Genomic DNA, 18,014 nt, shown 5'->3' with positions numbered 1-18,014 from the left:
CCTGACCTGAATCAATTCAGCAGGAAGTGATTGTTATACTATTTGTACATTCGTTGGATCACTTCGATGTGCAAGAAGACTTCCGGCAACAGATTTCATTTTGCATTCCAAAGTTCAGAGGTAGTCATGATTAAGAAAATCGGTGTGTTGACAAGCGGCGGTGATGCGCCAGGCATGAACGCCGCAATTCGCGGGGTTGTTCGTTCTGCGCTGACAGAAGGTCTGGAAGTAATGGGTATTTATGACGGCTATCTGGGTCTGTATGAAGACCGTATGGTACAGCTAGACCGTTACAGCGTGTCTGACATGATCAACCGTGGTGGTACATTCCTCGGTTCTGCGCGCTTCCCGGAATTCCGCGACGAGAACATCCGCGCCGTGGCTATCGAAAACCTGAAAAAACGTGGTATCGACGCGCTGGTGGTTATCGGCGGTGACGGTTCCTACATGGGGGCAATGCGTCTGACCGAAATGGGCTTCCCGTGCATCGGCCTGCCGGGCACCATCGACAACGACATCAAAGGTACTGACTACACCATTGGTTTCTTCACGGCATTGAGCACCGTTGTTGAAGCTATCGACCGTCTGCGTGACACCTCTTCTTCTCACCAACGTATTTCCGTGGTGGAAGTGATGGGCCGCTACTGTGGCGATCTGACTCTGGCTGCGGCTATTGCTGGTGGCTGTGAATTCGTTGTGGTTCCGGAAGTTGAATTCAGCCGTGACGATCTGGTAAACGAAATCAAAGCCGGTATCGCGAAAGGTAAAAAACACGCGATTGTGGCGATCACTGAACATATGTGTGACGTCGACGAGCTGGCACACTTCATCGAAAAAGAAACTGGCCGTGAAACCCGCGCAACTGTGCTGGGCCACATCCAGCGCGGTGGTTCTCCGGTGCCTTACGATCGTATTCTGGCTTCCCGTATGGGCGCTTACGCTATCGATCTGCTGCTGGCAGGCTACGGTGGTCGTTGCGTAGGTATTCAGAACGAACAACTGGTTCACCATGACATCATCGATGCTATCGAAAACATGAAGCGTCCGTTCAAAGGTGACTGGCTGGACTGCGCGAAAAAACTGTATTAATGATTTCGGAAAAAGGCAGATTTCTTTAGCCTGAAGCCGATGACAGAGGCAAAAATGCCAGATGCGCTTCGCTCAATCTATTGAGTTTGCAAGCTTTTGTAGGCCGGATAAGGCGTTCACGCCGCATCTGGCATGAACAAAGCGCACTTTGTCAGCAATATGAGGCGGATTTCTTCCGCCTTTTTAACTCCCCCATATATACCCGCAAGTTATAGCCAATCTTTTTTTATTCTTTAATGTTTGAATCCCTTTCTGGCACGCTTTGTTCATCACAACACAACATAAGAGAGCCGGGCGATGAACAAGTGGGGCGTAGGGTTAACTTTATTACTGGCAGCGACCAGCGTTATGGCAAAGGATATTCAGCTTCTTAACGTTTCGTATGATCCAACGCGCGAACTGTACGAACAGTACAACAAAGCCTTCAGCGCCCACTGGAAACAGCAAACCGGCGATAACGTGGTGATTCGCCAGTCGCACGGCGGTTCGGGTAAACAGGCGACGTCGGTAATCAATGGCATAGAAGCTGATGTCGTCACGCTGGCGCTAGCCTATGACGTGGATGCCATTGCTGAACGTGGTCGTATCGATAAAGCGTGGATCAAGCGTCTGCCGGATAACTCCGCACCTTATACTTCTACCATTGTCTTCCTGGTGCGCAAGGGCAATCCGAAGCAGATTCACGACTGGAACGATTTGATTAAGCCTGGTGTTTCGGTGATCACCCCGAACCCGAAAAGTTCTGGTGGTGCTCGCTGGAACTACCTGGCCGCCTGGGGCTACGCCTTGCATCACAACAACAACGATCAGGCAAAAGCGCAGGAATTCGTGCAGTCGTTGTATAAAAACGTCGAAGTACTGGATTCCGGTGCGCGCGGTTCAACGAATACCTTTGTTGAGCGCGGCATTGGCGACGTGCTGATTGCCTGGGAAAACGAAGCTCTGCTGGCGGCGAATGAACTGGGGAAAGATAAATTCGAAATCGTCACGCCGAGCGAGTCTATTCTCGCAGAGCCTACGGTGTCAGTTGTCGATAAAGTGGTAGAGAAAAAAGGCACTAAAGAGGTGGCGGAAGCTTACCTGAACTATCTCTACTCGCCAGAAGGCCAAGAGATTGCGGCTAAAAACTACTATCGTCCGCGCGATCCTCAGGTAGCGAAAAAATATGAAAATGCCTTTCCGAAGCTGAAGTTATTCACCATTGATGAAGAGTTCGGTGGCTGGACGAAAGCGCAAAAAGAGCATTTCTCTAACGGCGGTACGTTTGACCAAATCAGCAAACGTTAATTTTGTTGAAGGCAATCAGACCCGGTGGCATCTCGCGACCGGGTTTTTTATTTGTCACGATTTTGCGTTACCCTTGCATCTCTTTGAGGTACAGGGAAAAAAAGATGAAAAAAGCAGGTCTTCTTTTTTTAGCGATGATGGTTATCGCTGTTGCTGCTACAGGCATTGGTTACTGGAAATTGACCGGTGAAGAGTCGGACACGTTGCGCCAGATTGCCCTTGAGCAATGTTTACCCAACCAGCAGCAAAACCAAAGCCCTTCGCCATGTGCGGAAGTCAAACCCAATGCCGGATATGTAGTTTTAAAAGACCTCAACGGTCCTCTGCAATATTTGTTGATGCCAACGTATCGTATTAATGGCACTGAAAGTCCATTGTTAACCGATCCTTCAACGCCTAATTTCTTCTGGTTAGCCTGGCAGGCGCGTGATTTTATGAGCAAAAAATACGGCCAGCCAGTCCCCGATCGCGCGGTATCTCTGGCGATTAACTCCCGTACCGGGCGCACGCAAAACCATTTTCATATTCATATCTCTTGTATTCGTCCTGATGTGCGCGAACAACTGGATAATAATCTGGCGAATATCAGCACCCGTTGGTTACCGCTGCCCGGTGGGCTGCGTGGGCATGAATATCTGGCACGTAGGGTAACTGAAAGCGAGCTGGTAAAACGGAGTCCGTTTATGATGCTGGCAGAAGAAGTGCCAGAGGCACGGGAACATATGGGCAGTTACTCGCTGGCGATGGTGCGGCAGAGTGATAACTCGTTTGTATTGCTGGCGACGCAGCGCAATCTGCTGACGCTGAATCGTGCTTCAGCCGAGGAACTTCAGGATCATCAGTGTGAGATTTTGCGTTAAAGCGAGGAGTTGTTGAGGAAAGCTAAGTGCCGGATGCGATATCCGGCACCAGTCAGACTTAAGCCTGTTTAGCCGCTTCTGCAGCTTTAACGATCACTGCGAAGGCGTCAGCTTTCAGAGAAGCACCGCCAACCAGCGCACCGTCGATGTCCGGCTGAGCGAACAGTTCTGCGGCGTTAGACGCGTTTACAGAACCGCCGTACTGGATGATCACTTGTTCAGCGATGTTAGCGTCAACTTTAGCGATGTGGTCACGGATAAATTTGTGAACAGCCTGAGCCTGCGCCGGAGTTGCAGATTTGCCAGTACCGATTGCCCATACTGGTTCGTAAGCGATTACCGCACCTTCGAATGCCGCAGCACCCTGAGTTTTCAGTACCGCGTCGATCTGACGTGCGCAAACTTCTTCAGTTTTGCCCGCTTCGTTTTCAGCTTCGGTTTCACCGATGCACAGAACCGGAGTCAGACCCTGCTCTTTCAGCACCGCGAATTTTTTCGCGATCAGTTCGTCAGACTCTTTGTGGTAAGTACGACGTTCAGAGTGACCGATGATGATGTACTGTGCGCCGATGTCTTTCAGCATAGCAGCAGAGGTTTCACCAGTGAATGCGCCGGACAGGTTCAGATCCACGTTCTGCGCACCCAGCATGATGTGGCTGCCTTCAGCTTCACGCTTCGCCATATCGATGTACATTTCTGGTGGCGCGATTGCAACGCCACAGCCATCAACGCCTGCCAGCTCTTTACGCAGGTTAGAAACCAGCTCATGAACCATGTGGCGGCTGCCGTTCAGTTTCCAGTTACCCATCACTAAAGGATGTCGCATTTTAATTCTCCACGCTTATAAGCGAATAAAGGAAGATGGCCGCCCCGCGGGGCAGCAGGTCTGTGAAACAGTATAGAGATTCATCACTGGAAAGGCTTTGCTTTTTGTCATTTATTCAACCCTTCAAGCGATTCAGATAGCGCCAGCTTAATCGGTTCAACAGCGAAGGTCAGTCCCTTTTCGCCGTTGTCCGCGACAACATAGCGCAGTGCGCCTTCTGTCTCTGTGTAATAACGTTTGTTTTTCCCCGCAGTAAGGAGCGACTGTAGCTTTTTCTGGCTTTGTGTTTTGGTCATCAGCGGGGTGAGTGTGCGGATCACCGCCGCCATGTATTCATGAGCTTTTGCTTTGGCGGCTTTTTGCTCTGGTCCCTGGATTGGTAGCCAGGTAATTTGAATGCTTTTGATTTTTAAAGTGCCACGCTCCAGCGCCGTAGAGGCATACAAGTTCTCGTTAATTTTACTGGCGGCGCGAGTCAGATTGGCTTTGTCGGGGCTGCTGTCGATGGCGCGAAACTCGTTCAGTGGCAGGTTGGGGTTCTGGCTGTTAAAGTTTTCTCGAAACTGGCTGATGGAGAGATCGAAGGTAGGGGCGCCAGCAAGTAGATAGGGCGCAGTGGTCGCCGTACCTGGTGTTTGTGCATGCACCGTTGTGCTAACGGCTGATGCAGAACATAAGAGAAAAAACAGCGTAAACCCTGGCTTCATCGACAGTACCTTTTGTTATGACTGGCTCCGATTAAAACGATATCTGTCTCCCTTGTCAAAAGGGTAGAATCCTGGAAAAGACAACCATCAAGGAACTTACATGACCATACAGCAATGGTTATTCTCGTTTAAAGGGCGTATTGGGCGCCGTGATTTCTGGATTTGGATTGGCCTCTGGTTCGTTGGCATGCTGGTGCTTTTCTCACTGGCAGGTAAAAACTTACTCGATATCCAGACCGCCGCGTTTTGCCTGGTGTGCTTACTTTGGCCGACCGCGGCAGTAACGGTCAAACGACTGCACGATCGCGGGCGTTCCGGCGCATGGGCATTTTTAATGATTGTAGCGTGGATGCTGCTGGCGGGTAATTGGGCGATTTTACCGGGCGTCTGGCAATGGACGGTGGGGCGTTTTGTCCCGACGTTGATTCTGGTGATGATGCTTATTGATCTTGGCGCATTTGTCGGTACGCAGGGCGAAAATAAATTTGGCAAAGATACTCTGGATGTGAAGTATAAAGCCGACAATAAATCAAGTAATTAACCTTTAATATATCTTTTATTGCTATTTTTTTCCGGGATCGTTATTTCCACGCTGGAAATGACAATGCCCGGAAAATCCTCCCCATTTCCTCACCTTAAGCAATATCAAAAAAAATGGTAATCCATAAGATCATTACTTGTTTGTTCTTCTCTTAACGGCGCATTATTCTTAAGTCGTAATCGACAGAGAGGCGAATATACAGAGGTGCCCTATGAAAGATGTCGTAGATAAATGCAGTACTAAAGGATGTGCGATTGATATCGGTACGGTGATTGATAACGACAACTGTACCAGTAAGTTTTCGCGCTTTTTTGCCACCCGCGAAGAAGCAGAGTCCTTTATGACCAAACTGAAAGAGCTTGCCGCCACTGCATCCTCTGCGGATGAAGGGGCCAGCGTGGCCTATAAGATTAAGGATCTGGAGGGGCAAGTTGAGCTTGATGCGGCCTTCACCTTCTCATGCCAGGCCGAGATGATTATTTTTGAGTTATCCCTGCGTTCGTTAGCTTGATGGAGTCGCTTTAGAAGGAGTTAAACATGGCTTATAAACACATTGGCGTGGCAATTTCCGGAAATGAAGAAGATGCCTTACTGGTGAACAAAGCCCTGGATCTCGCCAGACATAATGACGCTCACCTGACATTGATTCATATTGATGATGGCTTAAGCGAGTTGTATCCGGGCATTTACTTCCCTGCAACAGAAGATATTCTTCAACTATTGAAAGATAAGTCAGATAACAAGCTGTATAAACTGACGAAAAATATTCAGTGGCCGAAGACCAAACTGCGTATTGAACGCGGAGAAATGCCGGAAACACTGCTTGAAATTCTGCAACAAGAGCAGTGCGACCTCCTTGTCTGTGGGCATCACCACTCATTTATCAACCGTTTGATGCCAGCATACCGCGGGATGATCAATAAGTTGAATGCGGACCTGCTCATCGTGCCGTTTATCGATAAGTAACCGCTTACCAGTAATGCTCCGCTGTCATGTGGCCCGGTCGACGACGTAAATGTTTCGTCATCTGCCGGGTTTCTTTTAGCAGCTGTTGCGTATCGCGCACCATTTGCGGATTACCACACAGCATCACGTGACTGGTTTCTTTATCCATTGGTAGGCCAACCGCGTTTTCCAGTTCACCGCTTTCAATTAACGCCGGTATTCGCCCGGTGAGCGAACCCGCAGCCGTTTCCCGACTGACCACCGTCTGAATACGCAGTTTCCCTTTGTAGCGTTTTTCCAGTTCTTGCATCAGCGGCAGATAGCTTAAGTCGGCGGCATATCGTGCGGCGTGAACCAGCACCAGGTTTTTGAAGCGATCTAAATCTTTGCCCAATTGCAGAATTGATAAATAAGGGCCAATCGCTGTACCGGTTGCCAGCATCCACAGTGTTTCGCAGTCCGGCACTTCATCCAGCACAAAGAAGCCAGCCGCCTCGCTAACCACTTGCACTTCGTCACCCGGTTTTAGCGCCGCCAGTCGCGGGCTTAATTTGCCATCGGGAACGGTGACCAAGTAAAACTCCAGATCGGGATTATCGGGCGAGTTAACGTAGGAGTAAGCGCGCTGGACGCGTTCGCCGTCAATTTCAAGGCCAAGTTTAGTGAATTGCCCGGCGGTAAACGGAAGCACGGGAGCGTGAACGGTGAGACTAAACAGGGCGTCGGTCCAGTTCTGCACTTTAGTGACTTTGCCTGTTACCCAATCAGCCATGTTTTTCTCCTGTTTTGATTGACTTGCCTTATCTTCGTTCTCCGAACAAAAAAATTCCAGTCCCGAAGGACTGGAAGGCTCAATCGATCAAATCACTCAGAGAATGTGCACCTGCATATCCGGGTCTTTACGATCCAGATAGTGAATCGACTGAATGCGACGAATGGTGCGGGATTTACCACGGATCAGCAGCGTTTCGGTAGTGGCGATATTGCCTTTGCGGCTAATACCTTCCAGTAAATCGCCCTTAGTGATACCGGTTGCGGAAAAGATGACGTTATCGCTGCGCGCCATATCGCCCAGACGCAACACTTTACCCGCTTCGATGCCCATTGCTTTGCAGCGTGCCAGTTCCTGTTCACCAATGCGGCGATTTTCTGCGTTGTCGCCTTTGACATCATGACGCGCCAGCAGACGGCCATTCATATCGCCATCTAACGCCCGAATCACCGCCGCAGAAACCACGCCTTCCGGCGCGCCGCCAATGCCGTAAAGCACGTCAACTTCGCTGTCTGGCATACAGGTGAGAATTGAGGCCGCAACGTCACCATCCGGAATCGCAAACACGCGCACGCCGAGTTGCTGCATTTCTGCGATAACGGCATCGTGGCGCGGTTTCGCCAGAATCGTTACCGTCAGTTCGCTCAATGGTTTGCCGAGCGCCGCGGCAACATTGCGCAGGTTATCCGCCAACGGCAGATTCAGGTCAATGGCGCCCTTAGCTCCCGGTCCGACGATCAGCTTTTCCATATACATATCTGGCGCGTTGAGGAAGCAGCCTTTATCGCCTACTGCCAGCACCGCCAGCGCGTTAGCCTGGCCCATCGCCGTCATGCGCGTGCCTTCAATCGGATCAACAGCAATATCCACTGCATCACCGCGACCAGTACCGACTTTTTCACCAATGTAGAGCATCGGTGCTTCGTCGATTTCACCTTCACCAATGACGATAGTGCCGTCAATGTTGACCTGGTTGAGCATAATGCGCATGGCGTTAACCGCTGCGCCGTCAGCGGTATTTTTATCGCCGCGTCCTAACCATTTGTAGCCAGCCAGCGCCGCAGATTCGGTGACGCGGGAAAATTCGATGGCAAGTTCTCGTCTCATAGCAAACTCTAAGCAGTAAGGAATGGCGCGAAGTGTAGCACAGGGGAGGGAGCGGATTATTGATGTGTGCGGGGGTTGCCCCCGCACGATTTCAGAGTCTGTGTGATGCCGGATATGTATCCGGCTCGTAGGCCTGATAAGACGCGTCAGCGTCGCATCAGGCGATCAGCATCAGACAATCGGTTCAGGTGCCTGACATTACTCGTCGTGTTCTTCCCAGGCCATCGCGCGTTTGACCGCTTTTTTCCAGCCAGCGTAACGGTAATTACGCTCGGTAGTTTCGATGCCAGGACGGAACTCGCGTTCAATCACTGCTTTCTCTTGCAGTTCGTCGAGATTTTGCCAGAAGCCAACCGCCAGACCAGCAAGATAGGCCGCACCCAACGCAGTCACTTCGCGAACTTCCGGGCGCTCAACGCGCGTGCCGAGAATATCGGACTGGAACTGCATCAGGAAGTTATTTGCCACCGCGCCACCGTCCACGCGCAGGGCGTGCAGACGAATGCCTGAGTCGGCCTGCATTGCTTCCAGCACGTCACGCGTCTGATAGGCAATAGACTCCAGCGTCGCACGGATGATGTGGTTGGCGTTCACCCCACGAGTTAAGCCGAAAATGGCCCCGCGCGCATACGGATCCCAGTAGGGCGCACCCAGTCCGGTAAACGCCGGAACGACATACACACCGTTGGTGTTTTGTACTTTAGTTGCAAAGTATTCGGAATCGTAGGCGTCGTTAATCAACTTCATTTCATCGCGTAGCCACTGAATGGAGGCGCCCGCCATAAATACCGCACCTTCCAGTGCGTAGTTTACTTCTCCGCTCGGGCCACAGGCGATGGTGGTCAGCAGACCGTTTTCTGATTTCACTGCTTTCTCGCCAGTGTTCATCAGCATAAAGCAGCCGGTACCGTAGGTATTCTTCGCCATCCCTTCTTTCACGCACAACTGGCCGAAGAGTGCCGCCTGCTGGTCGCCCGCAATCCCGGCGATCGGAATACGCGTGCCGCCTTTGCCGCCAATGTTGGTCTGACCGTACACTTCGGAAGAACGACGTACTTCTGGCAGCATCTCACGCGGGATATCCAGCGCGTCGAGCATTTTGTCGTCCCAGTCCAGAGTATGGATGTTGAATAACATGGTACGAGACGCATTAGTGTAATCAGTGACGTGAACGCGGCCCTGAGTCATTTTCCAGATAAGCCAGGTATCAACCGTACCAAACAGCAGTTCACCACGGCGTGCACGCTCGCGGGAACCTTCCACATGGTCGAGGATCCACTTCACTTTGGTGCCAGAGAAGTACGGGTCAATCACCAGACCGGTGTTGTTACGAATGTACTCTTCCATGCCGTCACGCTTGAGATGCTCACAGATCTCGGCGGTACGACGGCACTGCCAGACAATAGCGTTATAGATAGGCTTGCCGGTTTCTTTTTCCCAGACGATGGTGGTTTCACGCTGGTTCGTAATACCGATAGCTGCAATTTGATCGGAATTAATATCTGCTTTCGCCAGCACTTCTACCAGTGTGGAGCTTTGGGTGGCCCAGATTTCCATCGGGTCGTGTTCTACCCAGCCTGGTTTTGGGTAAATTTGCTCAAATTCGCGCTGTGACACGCTAATGATATTGGCATCGTGATCCATCACGACCGCGCGGGAGCTGGTGGTGCCCTGGTCGAGCGCAACGATATATTTTTTTTCAGTCATGTTTAATTGTCCCGTAGTCACATTACAGCGAAGCTTTTTGTTCTGAAGGAGTTGTGATCTCCTTTTCTTCCACAACACAGATATCGCAAGGCAAATGGCGACCAATCAGTTTGCGGTAGGCGAATGCACCAACAATCGCGCCAACGATAGGGCCAAAAAGCGGCACCAGGAAGTAAGGAATGTCTCTGCCGCCGGTAAAGGCGACATTGCCCCAGCCCGCCAGCCAGGCAAAGGCTTTCGGACCGATATCACGTGCTGGGTTCATGGCAAAGCCCGTTAATGGACCCATAGATGCGCCAATGACCGCAATCAGTAGACCAATCAGCAAGGGAGCCAAAGGGCCGCGCGGTACGCCGTTACCATCGTCCGTTAACGCCAGGATCAGCCCCATCAGAATAGCGGTAATCACCATCTCAACTGCGAAGGCCTGCACAAAATTGATATGAGGGTTAGGATAAGTAGAGAAAGTACCCGCCAGATCAACACTTTCAACGCTTCCGCGAACAATATGATGGGTCTGCTCGAAGTCGAAGAATAAATTGTAGTAAAGCCCGTAAACTAATGCCGCAGCGCAGAAAGCTCCGGCGACTTGTGAAACGATATAAGGAATAACCTTGCGCTTGTCGAAACAGGCAAACAGCCACAGCGCAATGGTGACAGCTGGATTAAGATGTGCGCCGGAAACCCCTGCGGTTAGATAGATGGCCATCGCCACCCCCAGTCCCCAAATAACACTGATTTCCCACTGACCAAAAGACGCGCCAGCGACTTTAAGTGCAGCAACGCAACCGACACCGAAAAAAATCAACAACCCGGTACCGAGGAATTCAGCAATGCACTGGCCTTTCAAGGTTGATGTTTGACTCATAATCGGATCCTGAAGAGTTAATGTTTGTTGTATGCGTGAAAGTCACGGACCTCCACGATGCTTGTAGGCATGCTGTAAACTTATCGTTAACGAGCGAAAACGAGAAATATCGAACTTAAAATGTGTGTGCTTCGTCATAAAATGAGCGTTATCGCGCTATTTTTTTCATCTGTCTATACATGATGTATGTTTGTTAGAACATTAATGTAACAATTTTATTAACATTTTCTATTGGTGTGGATTATGTCACCAGGAGAAGGATGAAAAGTGTGGCAAACCGTAATCTACAAGGCGTGCCGCTGGACAGCGATGGCGCGGCTTCATACAATCGGAGCTAACTAAAATGCGCTCGTATTTATTAAGGCGTCACCGGTAATCGGGACGAGGATTTTTATCCATCAACGCCTTGCAATTCAGGAGAGGTATGACAATGTCATTAGAAGTGTTTGAGAAACTGGAAGCAAAAGTACAGCAGGCGATTGATACCATCACTCTGTTGCAGATGGAAATCGAAGAGCTGAAAGAAAAAAACAACTCACTGTCGCAGGAAGTTCAAAATGCCCAGCATCAGCGCGAAGAGCTGGAGCGTGAGAACAACCATCTGAAAGAACAGCAGAACGGCTGGCAGGAACGTCTGCAGGCCCTGCTGGGTCGTATGGAAGAGGTTTAATCTCTTCCATGCAGAGGCGCCGCAAGGCGCCTTATTTTTTACTTCAGTGTTTTTTGAGCGAATGCGCATAAAAGACCTGACACAAGCACGGGACGTAATAGTGACCCCAGAAAGACTGAACTGATATATTTTCCAGCCATGCCAGGGACCCCGTACCACAGATTGCTGTGCTGAAGGTGGCTAAGAAAAACAACTAATATCCATAGTATTAATAAGATAATGCATCTCGTATCAATAATATATCAATCAGATCATTGACGGGCAGAAAGCATCATTTTCATTACTTCTTCTTGATATTCGTCCAAATAATCTGGGTCGATGGCTGCGACCAGTTGTATCAAATTAGTGTTATCCAGTAGAGTCATGAAAATAGCATGTCTTACTTTGCCATCACTCATTGTTTGCACTCCTTCCTGATAAGCGCAGGTAAATCCCTGAACATCACAAACATGCATTTCTGCAGTTCCGTTTTGAGTCGCGGTAAGTTCCTCGATTGAATGTACACCGAGTTCATTTTGTGAGAAGGCAACAATAGCTAAAATAGCATGGGCATCCCGAGTCACCAGGGTTGGCCCTTGTTTTACTATATTGGCAACCCACTGTTTGCTCGGAACCGTGACGGTGATACCTGGCCCCGGGAAAGTATAATCCCATGTGCTGTGCCGTTCCCACACCGTATAGCTGCTATAGATAAGAAATAATCCCATTAACCAACAAGTGCCGCGAATAAAGCTGCGGCTGCTTCTTTTTTTTATCGTTATACAGATGATTGTGGCGGTAATAAATGATAGGGCAAGTGGGTTAAAAAATACGTTAGCAAAATATAAAATCATTTCACCGGTGTTGCCAGATAAAAGGAATTTGTAGCGGAAATGGTTAACGGCTATAAGAAATAAATATATAATTAAAAGAATAATATTCTGCATGAATACGTCCATGTATAAAAAAGGGGAATTTAATTCCCCTTTTAACGCATGGCAGATACTTATTCAATATCCAGCGGATCTTCAGAAAGAATAATCCCGGTATTGTCGGCATAGAGATGGTCGCCGGAGAAGAAGGTGACGCCGCCAAAATTGACGCGGACATCGCTTTCGCCAATGCCTTCGCCAGCGGCACCGACCGGAATTGCGGCCATCGCCTGGATGCCGATGTCCAGTTCTTCCAGATCATCTACCTGACGCACCGCGCCGTAAATGACCAGGCCTTCCCATTCATTTTGTAATGCCAGACGCGCCAGTTCAGCATCGACCAGTGCGCGACGAACAGAACCACCGCCATCGACGACAAGGACACGACCACGGCCATTCTGTTCGAGCAGATCGTACAGCAACCCGTTGTCCTCGAAACATTTTACCGTGATGATTTGTCCGCCAAACGACGCCCGTCCACCAAAGTTGGAGAACAGCGGTTCCACGACGTTGACATCTTCTTGATAGATGTCACAAAGCTCGGAAGTATCGTATTTCATAGGCTTAACATTCAGTTGCTGCGAGAATTTTCAGTATATCGCGCTATGTGGGTTGTTGGCAAAATCATCAATTGTTAATTGATATTTGTCAGTTATGTAGCCCACTGGCTTAAGAATATTCCCAAAACAAACAGCAGGTTAGTTAGTAATGCTCCTTTGACGGTGCGTTCCAGCATCGGACGCATCGCCACCGGGTCCATTTCATGCATCACATAACGGGCTTGCTTCACCAGCAACGGTGCTGCCAGCAGGAACAGCCAACCCCACAGGCTATGCAGTGAAAAGAGATTAAACAGCGCCAGACACACCAGCGAGCCCATCAGCAGGCAAGCATGGTAACGACGGGCGTTCACTTCACCTAAGCGCACTACCAGTGTGTTTTTGCCATTCTCGCGGTCGCTATTGATATCGCGCAGATTGTTAATGTTAAGCACCGCCGTTGCCAGCAGACCACAGGCCGTTGCCGGAAGGATCAGCGCCGGAATCAGCGTATGCGCCTGCAAATACCAGCTGCCCATTACGCTCAACCAGCCAAAGAAAACCAGTACGGAAATATCACCCAGGCCGATATAACCATAAGGGCGATTGCCCACGGTATAGGTGATAGCGGCGATAATTGATAACCCACCAAGAATCAGGAAGCCGACAAAATCAGCCAGGTTATGACACGCCACCGCGACCAGCGCCAGTCCAGAGAGGCAAATGAGCACGACGGTAATAATGAGCGCCCGTTTCATCTCTTGCTGGGTAATGACCCCTTTTTGCATGCCGCGCAGCGGTCCAATACGGTCAGGTTTGTCGCTACCTTTGACGGCATCACCGTAGTCATTGGCGAGGTTAGAGAGGATCTGTAATAGCCCGGCGGTAATGAGTGCCAGCAGAGCGACCAGCGGATCGAAGTGACCTTGCCACCATGCCAGCGCCGTCCCGACGATAATTGCAGCAAAGGCGAGGGGGAGGGTTTTAGGTCGTAAACTTTCCAGCCACGCCTGAGTTCGGCTAATTTGTTGTTCAGTCATAATACGCGCCAATAAAAATGGGGCCTTTCAGCCCCATCAAACAATGATGAAAATGATTGAACGCGATTATAGGATAAAACGGCTCAGATCTTCATCTGCCACCAACGCATCCAGATGTTTGCTCACATAATCTGCGTCAATAGTGATGGTTTGACCGCTTAAATCGCTGGCGTCGTAGGAAATCTCTTCCATCAAACGCTCCAGAACGGTATGTAAACGACGCGCACCGATGTTTTCGGTAGATTCGTTTACCTGCCATGCCGCTTCTGCAATGCGTTTGATACCGGAGTCGGTGAACTCAATATTCACGCCTTCGGTCGCCATCAGTGCTTTGTACTGCACGGTGATAGAGGCATTCGGCTCGGTCAGAATACGCTCAAAGTCGCTGGTGGTCAGGGCCTGCAGCTCAACGCGGATCGGCAGACGACCTTGCAGTTCTGGGATCAGGTCAGACGGTTTTGCAACCTGGAATGCGCCAGAAGCGATGAACAGAATGTGGTCTGTTTTGACCATCCCGTGTTTGGTGGAAACAGTACAACCTTCTACCAGCGGCAGCAGGTCACGCTGAACGCCTTCACGAGAAACATCCGGGCCGGAGGATTCGCCGCGCTTACAGATTTTGTCGATTTCGTCGATGAACACGATCCCGTGCTGTTCTACGGCGTCGATAGCGTCTTGCTTCAATTCTTCCGGATTTACCAGTTTCGCCGCTTCTTCTTCAATCAGCAGCTTCATGGCGTCTTTGATTTTCAGCTTACGCGCTTTTTGCTTCTGACCGCCCAGGTTCTGGAACATAGACTGCAACTGACTGGTCATCTCTTCCATTCCCGGAGGCGCCATAATTTCAACGCCCATCGGTGCTGCGGCAAGATCGATCTCGATTTCTTTGTCATCGAGCTGGCCTTCACGCAGTTTTTTGCGGAATGCCTGACGGGCAGCGGAAGGTTCCTGCTGCTGTTCGGTCTGTCCCCAATTGTTTTTAGCCGGTGGGATCAGCACGTCGAGAATACGTTCTTCTGCCAGTTCTTCAGCGCGATAACGGTTTTTCTCGATAGCTTGTACACGTACCATTTTCACTGCGGCATCGGTCAGGTCGCGAATAATAGAATCGACTTCTTTACCTACATAACCGACTTCGGTGAATTTGGTTGCTTCAACTTTGATGAACGGCGCGTTCGCCAGCTTAGCCAGACGACGGGCGATTTCAGTTTTACCGACGCCGGTCGGGCCGATCATCAGAATGTTTTTCGGGGTCACTTCATGGCGCAACTCTTCGTTGAGCTGCATGCGGCGCCAGCGGTTACGCAGTGCAATCGCCACGGAACGCTTAGCGTTATCCTGGCCGATGATGTGCTTATCAAGTTCGCTGACGATTTCGCGTGGGGTCATTTCAGACATGGGAGATCCTTACGCTTTGTAGCTTAATTCTTCGATGGTATGGAAATGGTTGGTATAGATGCAAATATCGCCTGCAATATCCAACGCCTTTTCAGCAATTTCACGGGCGCTAAGTTCTGTGTTTTCTAACAGAGCGCGTGCCGCAGCCTGGGCGTAAGGGCCGCCGGAGCCGATAGCAATAAGATCGTTTTCTGGCTGTACCACGTCACCGTTGCCGGTGATGATCAGCGATGCAGTTTCGTCCGCGACCGCCAGCAGTGCTTCAAGTTTGCGCAACATGCGATCGGTACGCCAGTCTTTTGCCAGCTCAACTGCCGCTTTAACCAGATGGCCCTGATGCATTTCCAGTTTACGTTCAAACAGTTCGAACAGCGTGAAGGCATCCGCCGTGCCGCCGGCAAAGCCTGCGATTACTTTATCGTTATACAGGCGGCGAACTTTTTTAACGTTGCCTTTCATTACGGTGTTACCCAGTGTGGCCTGACCATCACCGGCGATTACTACGTGGCCATTACGGCGTACGCTTACTATAGTTGTCACGAGCAGACCCCTTGGTTAGGAATACAGAATTCAAGCCCCGCACAATTGTGCGGGGCATAATGCAAGTATAGATGGGGGAGATTTTGAGGGTTTCAACCCCCGGTGGCGAGCCGAATGCAGTTTGTATGGCCTGCCATCTTCAAACGATTGAGGGTGTTGTCAGCGTTCTCTTTGCCTTTCACCGGCCCGATGACCACACGATTCCAGCCATTGTTGGTGGTAATTTTCGAGTCAAAGCCTTCGAAAGCCAACTGCGCACGTACAGTCTCAGCCTGTTCAGCACCTTTAAATGAACCGCACTGAACCATCCAGCGACGTTCATCTTTCTTCTCCGCTGTTGGTTTTGGCGCTTCAGCCGCGCGTGCTACTGGTGCGGCCTGCTGTGGCTTCGGCGGCGAGGTTGTATGCGCAGGCGTTTGCAGCAGATCCTGGTACGGTTGCTGGGTAGAAGCCGGTTTAGACTGGCGCGGTTGCGCTTGTACCGGCGCGGCTTGCGACGTACGCGTCTGTTGCTGCCAGCTTTGCTCGGTCGTACGCGACTGCTGAGCCAGGCGTTGCTGTTCCGCTAACTGCTGCGCCTGACGCTGGCGTTGCAGCGTTTGCTGGCGCTGTGCCGGTGTCTGCTCATTCCACGGGACTTCGGCAAGCTGCGTTGGTTGCTGACGCATATCAGCCTGCATTTGTTCAAGAAGCTGGCGCTGCTCCGGAGTCAGCTGATCCGGCGTTTTCACTTCGCCGCCAGCAGACGGTTCTGTTGGCGCACGCACGCCCGGCTGGCGACTTTCCAGCTCTTTAATATAGCGCCAACGTTCTTCCGGTTTCGGAGGTAGCCCGTTTCCGGTCACTTTCTGGCTTTGCAGCGTCTCAGACTCTTCTTTCTTGTGGTGCGTAATGAAGTACAGACCCCCGATAAAGGTCACAAGAACGGCTGCAGCAATAGCGACCATTGCGGGAGAAACCGCAGGCATATTTCGTTGCTTTTTCCGTGAGGTGCTCTTTTTTCGCCGCGAAGGTGCCGGTTGGCTGCGGCGTACATAATCTCGTTGTGCCACTATCGTTTCGCTGTATTTATTCGTTCGTCAGCCCGCCATGTTACTTAAGCGGCGGGCCTTTGACCAGTCACGGAAGCCTTAAAGGTTTACTTTAAGATAACGTGCGCGTCGATCCCCGGATAATAAGCTCGCAGTCCATTAAACGTGAGCCGCTTCCGACCGTTTGCCCCTGCATTTGATCAAGCAGTAACAGCATAGCTTCCCGACCAATTTCGTAGCGCGGCTGTGCAATGGTTGTCAGCGGCGGATCGCAAAATTGTGTCAGGTCGATGTTGTCAAAACCGATTATGGAAAGGTCGTCAGGGACTTTCAGCCCCTGGCGTTTCGCCTGAGAAAGTGCGCCGAGCGCCATGACATCGCTATGACAGAAGACGGCAGTTGGCGGTTGCGGAAGGTCGAGCAGCTGTTGCATGGCTTTACTTCCGGCTTCGAAGGTGAAGTCGCCCCGGGCGATATATTGCGGATCAACCATAATGCCGCAGCGACGCAGTGCCTGCACGTAGCCTTGTAGACGGTAGTGACACAATGGCATCTCTTCGGGGCCGGCAATACAGCCAATCAGTTTATGCCCTTGTTCATACAGATAATTTACGGCATCAAAGGCAGCGGTCAGGTTGTCGATATGAACCGTAGGCAGTTCCAGCTCTGGTGCGAATTCGTTCGCCATCACCATCGGCGGCAGATTACGTTGTTCCTCTATGCTTGCATCAAACGGCAGCCTTGAACCCAGCAGCAACATGCCATCAATTTGTTTGGTGATGATCAAGTCGATAAAGGTCTTTTCCTGCTGATTTTGGTGTGCGCAGTCGCCAATCAGTACCAGATATCCATGACTTGCCGCCGTGACTTCGATACCGCGAATAATTTCGCTAAAGAAGGGGTCGCAGATATCCGGGACAATCACCAGAATCGTTCGGGATTCATTACGCTTAGCGTTACGCCCCATTGGCTGCGGAAAATAACCCACTTCCCGGGCTGCTTTTTCAACCCGATTACGGGTGGCCAGGGAGACTTTATCTGGATTCATTAATGCTCGGGAGACGGTCGCTGTAGAGACTTTTGCCTTCAGGGCAACGTCTTTCATTGTTGCGGCAGTTTCCTGCTTCTTCGCTTTCACACTCACTCCTCGCCTGGCACGTCAGGCGTACTACATCC

Annotated in this window: 20 protein-coding genes; 7 read left to right on the top strand and 13 right to left on the bottom strand. The window is 50.7% G+C overall.

Annotated elements, in window-relative coordinates; translation table 11 throughout:
- Positions 1-126 precede the first annotated feature (126 nt).
- The 3 genes from pfkA to cdh all read left to right on the top strand — a co-directional run bounded on the left by pfkA (position 127) and on the right by cdh (position 3,236).
- Positions 127-1,089 carry a 6-phosphofructokinase gene (gene pfkA / locus D9734_RS07895; RefSeq protein ID WP_032185626.1) on the top strand — a complete coding sequence of 321 codons (963 nt, stop codon included), beginning with the start codon at positions 127-129 and terminating at the stop codon, positions 1,087-1,089.
- Between the two features lie 297 nt (positions 1,090-1,386).
- On the top strand, positions 1,387-2,376 hold the full coding sequence (gene sbp, locus D9734_RS07890) for a sulfate/thiosulfate ABC transporter substrate-binding protein Sbp (protein WP_130206630.1): 990 nt from the start codon (positions 1,387-1,389) through the stop codon (positions 2,374-2,376).
- A gap of 104 nt (positions 2,377-2,480) precedes the next feature.
- Positions 2,481-3,236: a CDP-diacylglycerol diphosphatase gene (gene cdh, locus D9734_RS07885; protein WP_130206628.1), complete on the top strand. Its 756-nt coding sequence runs from the start codon at positions 2,481-2,483 to the stop codon at positions 3,234-3,236.
- Positions 3,237-3,294: 58 nt separating this feature from the next.
- On the opposite strand, the gene tpiA is transcribed toward cdh, so the two are convergent.
- Positions 3,295-4,062, bottom strand: a complete 768-nt coding sequence (gene tpiA / locus D9734_RS07880) for a triose-phosphate isomerase (protein ID WP_130206626.1) — start codon at positions 4,060-4,062, stop codon at positions 3,295-3,297.
- 107 nt (positions 4,063-4,169) lie between these two features.
- A complete protein-coding gene (locus tag D9734_RS07875; protein ID WP_130206624.1) occupies positions 4,170-4,769 on the bottom strand; it encodes a YiiQ family protein in 600 nt (199 codons plus the stop codon).
- Positions 4,770-4,869: 100 nt separating this feature from the next.
- Between D9734_RS07875 and D9734_RS07870 the strand changes: the two genes are divergently transcribed.
- The 3 genes from D9734_RS07870 (at position 4,870) to uspD (ending at position 6,276) form a co-directional block, all read left to right on the top strand.
- Positions 4,870-5,310, top strand: a complete 441-nt coding sequence (locus tag D9734_RS07870) for a DUF805 domain-containing protein (RefSeq protein ID WP_064530283.1) — start codon at positions 4,870-4,872, stop codon at positions 5,308-5,310.
- Between the two features lie 211 nt (positions 5,311-5,521).
- Positions 5,522-5,821, top strand: a complete 300-nt coding sequence (locus tag D9734_RS07865; RefSeq protein WP_032204720.1) for a DUF406 domain-containing protein — start codon at positions 5,522-5,524, stop codon at positions 5,819-5,821.
- Between the two features lie 26 nt (positions 5,822-5,847).
- Positions 5,848-6,276, top strand: a complete 429-nt coding sequence (gene uspD, locus D9734_RS07860) for a universal stress protein UspD (RefSeq protein WP_130206622.1) — start codon at positions 5,848-5,850, stop codon at positions 6,274-6,276.
- Between the two features lie 4 nt (positions 6,277-6,280).
- Here the strand turns inward: uspD and fpr are convergent, their stop codons facing one another.
- From fpr to glpF, 4 genes are all read right to left on the bottom strand, one after another.
- Positions 6,281-7,027 (bottom strand): ferredoxin--NADP(+) reductase, encoded by a 747-nt coding sequence (gene fpr / locus D9734_RS07855; RefSeq protein ID WP_130206620.1) that lies wholly within the window; start codon positions 7,025-7,027, stop codon positions 6,281-6,283.
- A 96-nt stretch (positions 7,028-7,123) separates the two neighbouring features.
- Positions 7,124-8,134, bottom strand: coding sequence for a class II fructose-bisphosphatase (gene glpX, locus D9734_RS07850; protein ID WP_130206618.1), 1,011 nt, complete (start codon positions 8,132-8,134; stop codon positions 7,124-7,126).
- 198 nt (positions 8,135-8,332) lie between these two features.
- Positions 8,333-9,841 (bottom strand): glycerol kinase GlpK, encoded by a 1,509-nt coding sequence (gene glpK, locus D9734_RS07845; protein WP_130206616.1) that lies wholly within the window; start codon positions 9,839-9,841, stop codon positions 8,333-8,335.
- A 22-nt stretch (positions 9,842-9,863) separates the two neighbouring features.
- Positions 9,864-10,709, bottom strand: coding sequence for a glycerol uptake facilitator protein GlpF (gene glpF / locus D9734_RS07840; protein ID WP_130206614.1), 846 nt, complete (start codon positions 10,707-10,709; stop codon positions 9,864-9,866).
- 424 nt (positions 10,710-11,133) lie between these two features.
- Here glpF and zapB point away from each other — a divergent pair, with 424 nt between their 5' ends.
- Positions 11,134-11,379 carry a septal ring assembly protein ZapB gene (gene zapB, locus D9734_RS07835; RefSeq protein WP_001296623.1) on the top strand — a complete coding sequence of 82 codons (246 nt, stop codon included), beginning with the start codon at positions 11,134-11,136 and terminating at the stop codon, positions 11,377-11,379.
- Positions 11,380-11,630: 251 nt separating this feature from the next.
- Here the strand turns inward: zapB and D9734_RS07830 are convergent, their stop codons facing one another.
- The 7 genes from D9734_RS07830 to cytR form a co-directional block, all read right to left on the bottom strand.
- Positions 11,631-12,305, bottom strand: coding sequence for a hypothetical protein (locus D9734_RS07830; protein WP_130206612.1), 675 nt, complete (start codon positions 12,303-12,305; stop codon positions 11,631-11,633).
- Positions 12,306-12,364: 59 nt separating this feature from the next.
- Positions 12,365-12,850 (bottom strand): ribonuclease E activity regulator RraA, encoded by a 486-nt coding sequence (rraA, locus tag D9734_RS07825; RefSeq protein ID WP_130206610.1) that lies wholly within the window; start codon positions 12,848-12,850, stop codon positions 12,365-12,367.
- Between the two features lie 92 nt (positions 12,851-12,942).
- The gene (gene menA, locus D9734_RS07820; protein WP_130206608.1) at positions 12,943-13,869 is read right to left on the bottom strand and encodes a 1,4-dihydroxy-2-naphthoate polyprenyltransferase; all 927 of its coding nucleotides are present in this window, start codon (positions 13,867-13,869) and stop codon (positions 12,943-12,945) included.
- A gap of 66 nt (positions 13,870-13,935) precedes the next feature.
- Positions 13,936-15,267, bottom strand: coding sequence for an HslU--HslV peptidase ATPase subunit (gene hslU / locus D9734_RS07815; protein ID WP_001293348.1), 1,332 nt, complete (start codon positions 15,265-15,267; stop codon positions 13,936-13,938).
- Between the two features lie 9 nt (positions 15,268-15,276).
- Positions 15,277-15,807 carry an ATP-dependent protease subunit HslV gene (gene hslV, locus D9734_RS07810; RefSeq protein ID WP_000208242.1) on the bottom strand — a complete coding sequence of 177 codons (531 nt, stop codon included), beginning with the start codon at positions 15,805-15,807 and terminating at the stop codon, positions 15,277-15,279.
- Between the two features lie 92 nt (positions 15,808-15,899).
- Positions 15,900-16,859 (bottom strand): cell division protein FtsN, encoded by a 960-nt coding sequence (gene ftsN / locus D9734_RS07805; protein WP_130206606.1) that lies wholly within the window; start codon positions 16,857-16,859, stop codon positions 15,900-15,902.
- Positions 16,860-16,950: 91 nt separating this feature from the next.
- Positions 16,951-17,976, bottom strand: a complete 1,026-nt coding sequence (cytR, locus tag D9734_RS07800) for a DNA-binding transcriptional regulator CytR (RefSeq protein WP_130206604.1) — start codon at positions 17,974-17,976, stop codon at positions 16,951-16,953.
- Positions 17,977-18,014: the final 38 nt, after the last annotated feature.

The sequence above is a fragment of the Escherichia sp. E14S1 genome (assembly GCF_004211995.1).
In the GTDB taxonomy this organism is placed as follows: Bacteria; Pseudomonadota; Gammaproteobacteria; order Enterobacterales; family Enterobacteriaceae; genus Escherichia.
This window is presented reverse-complemented; position numbering and strand designations above follow the sequence as displayed.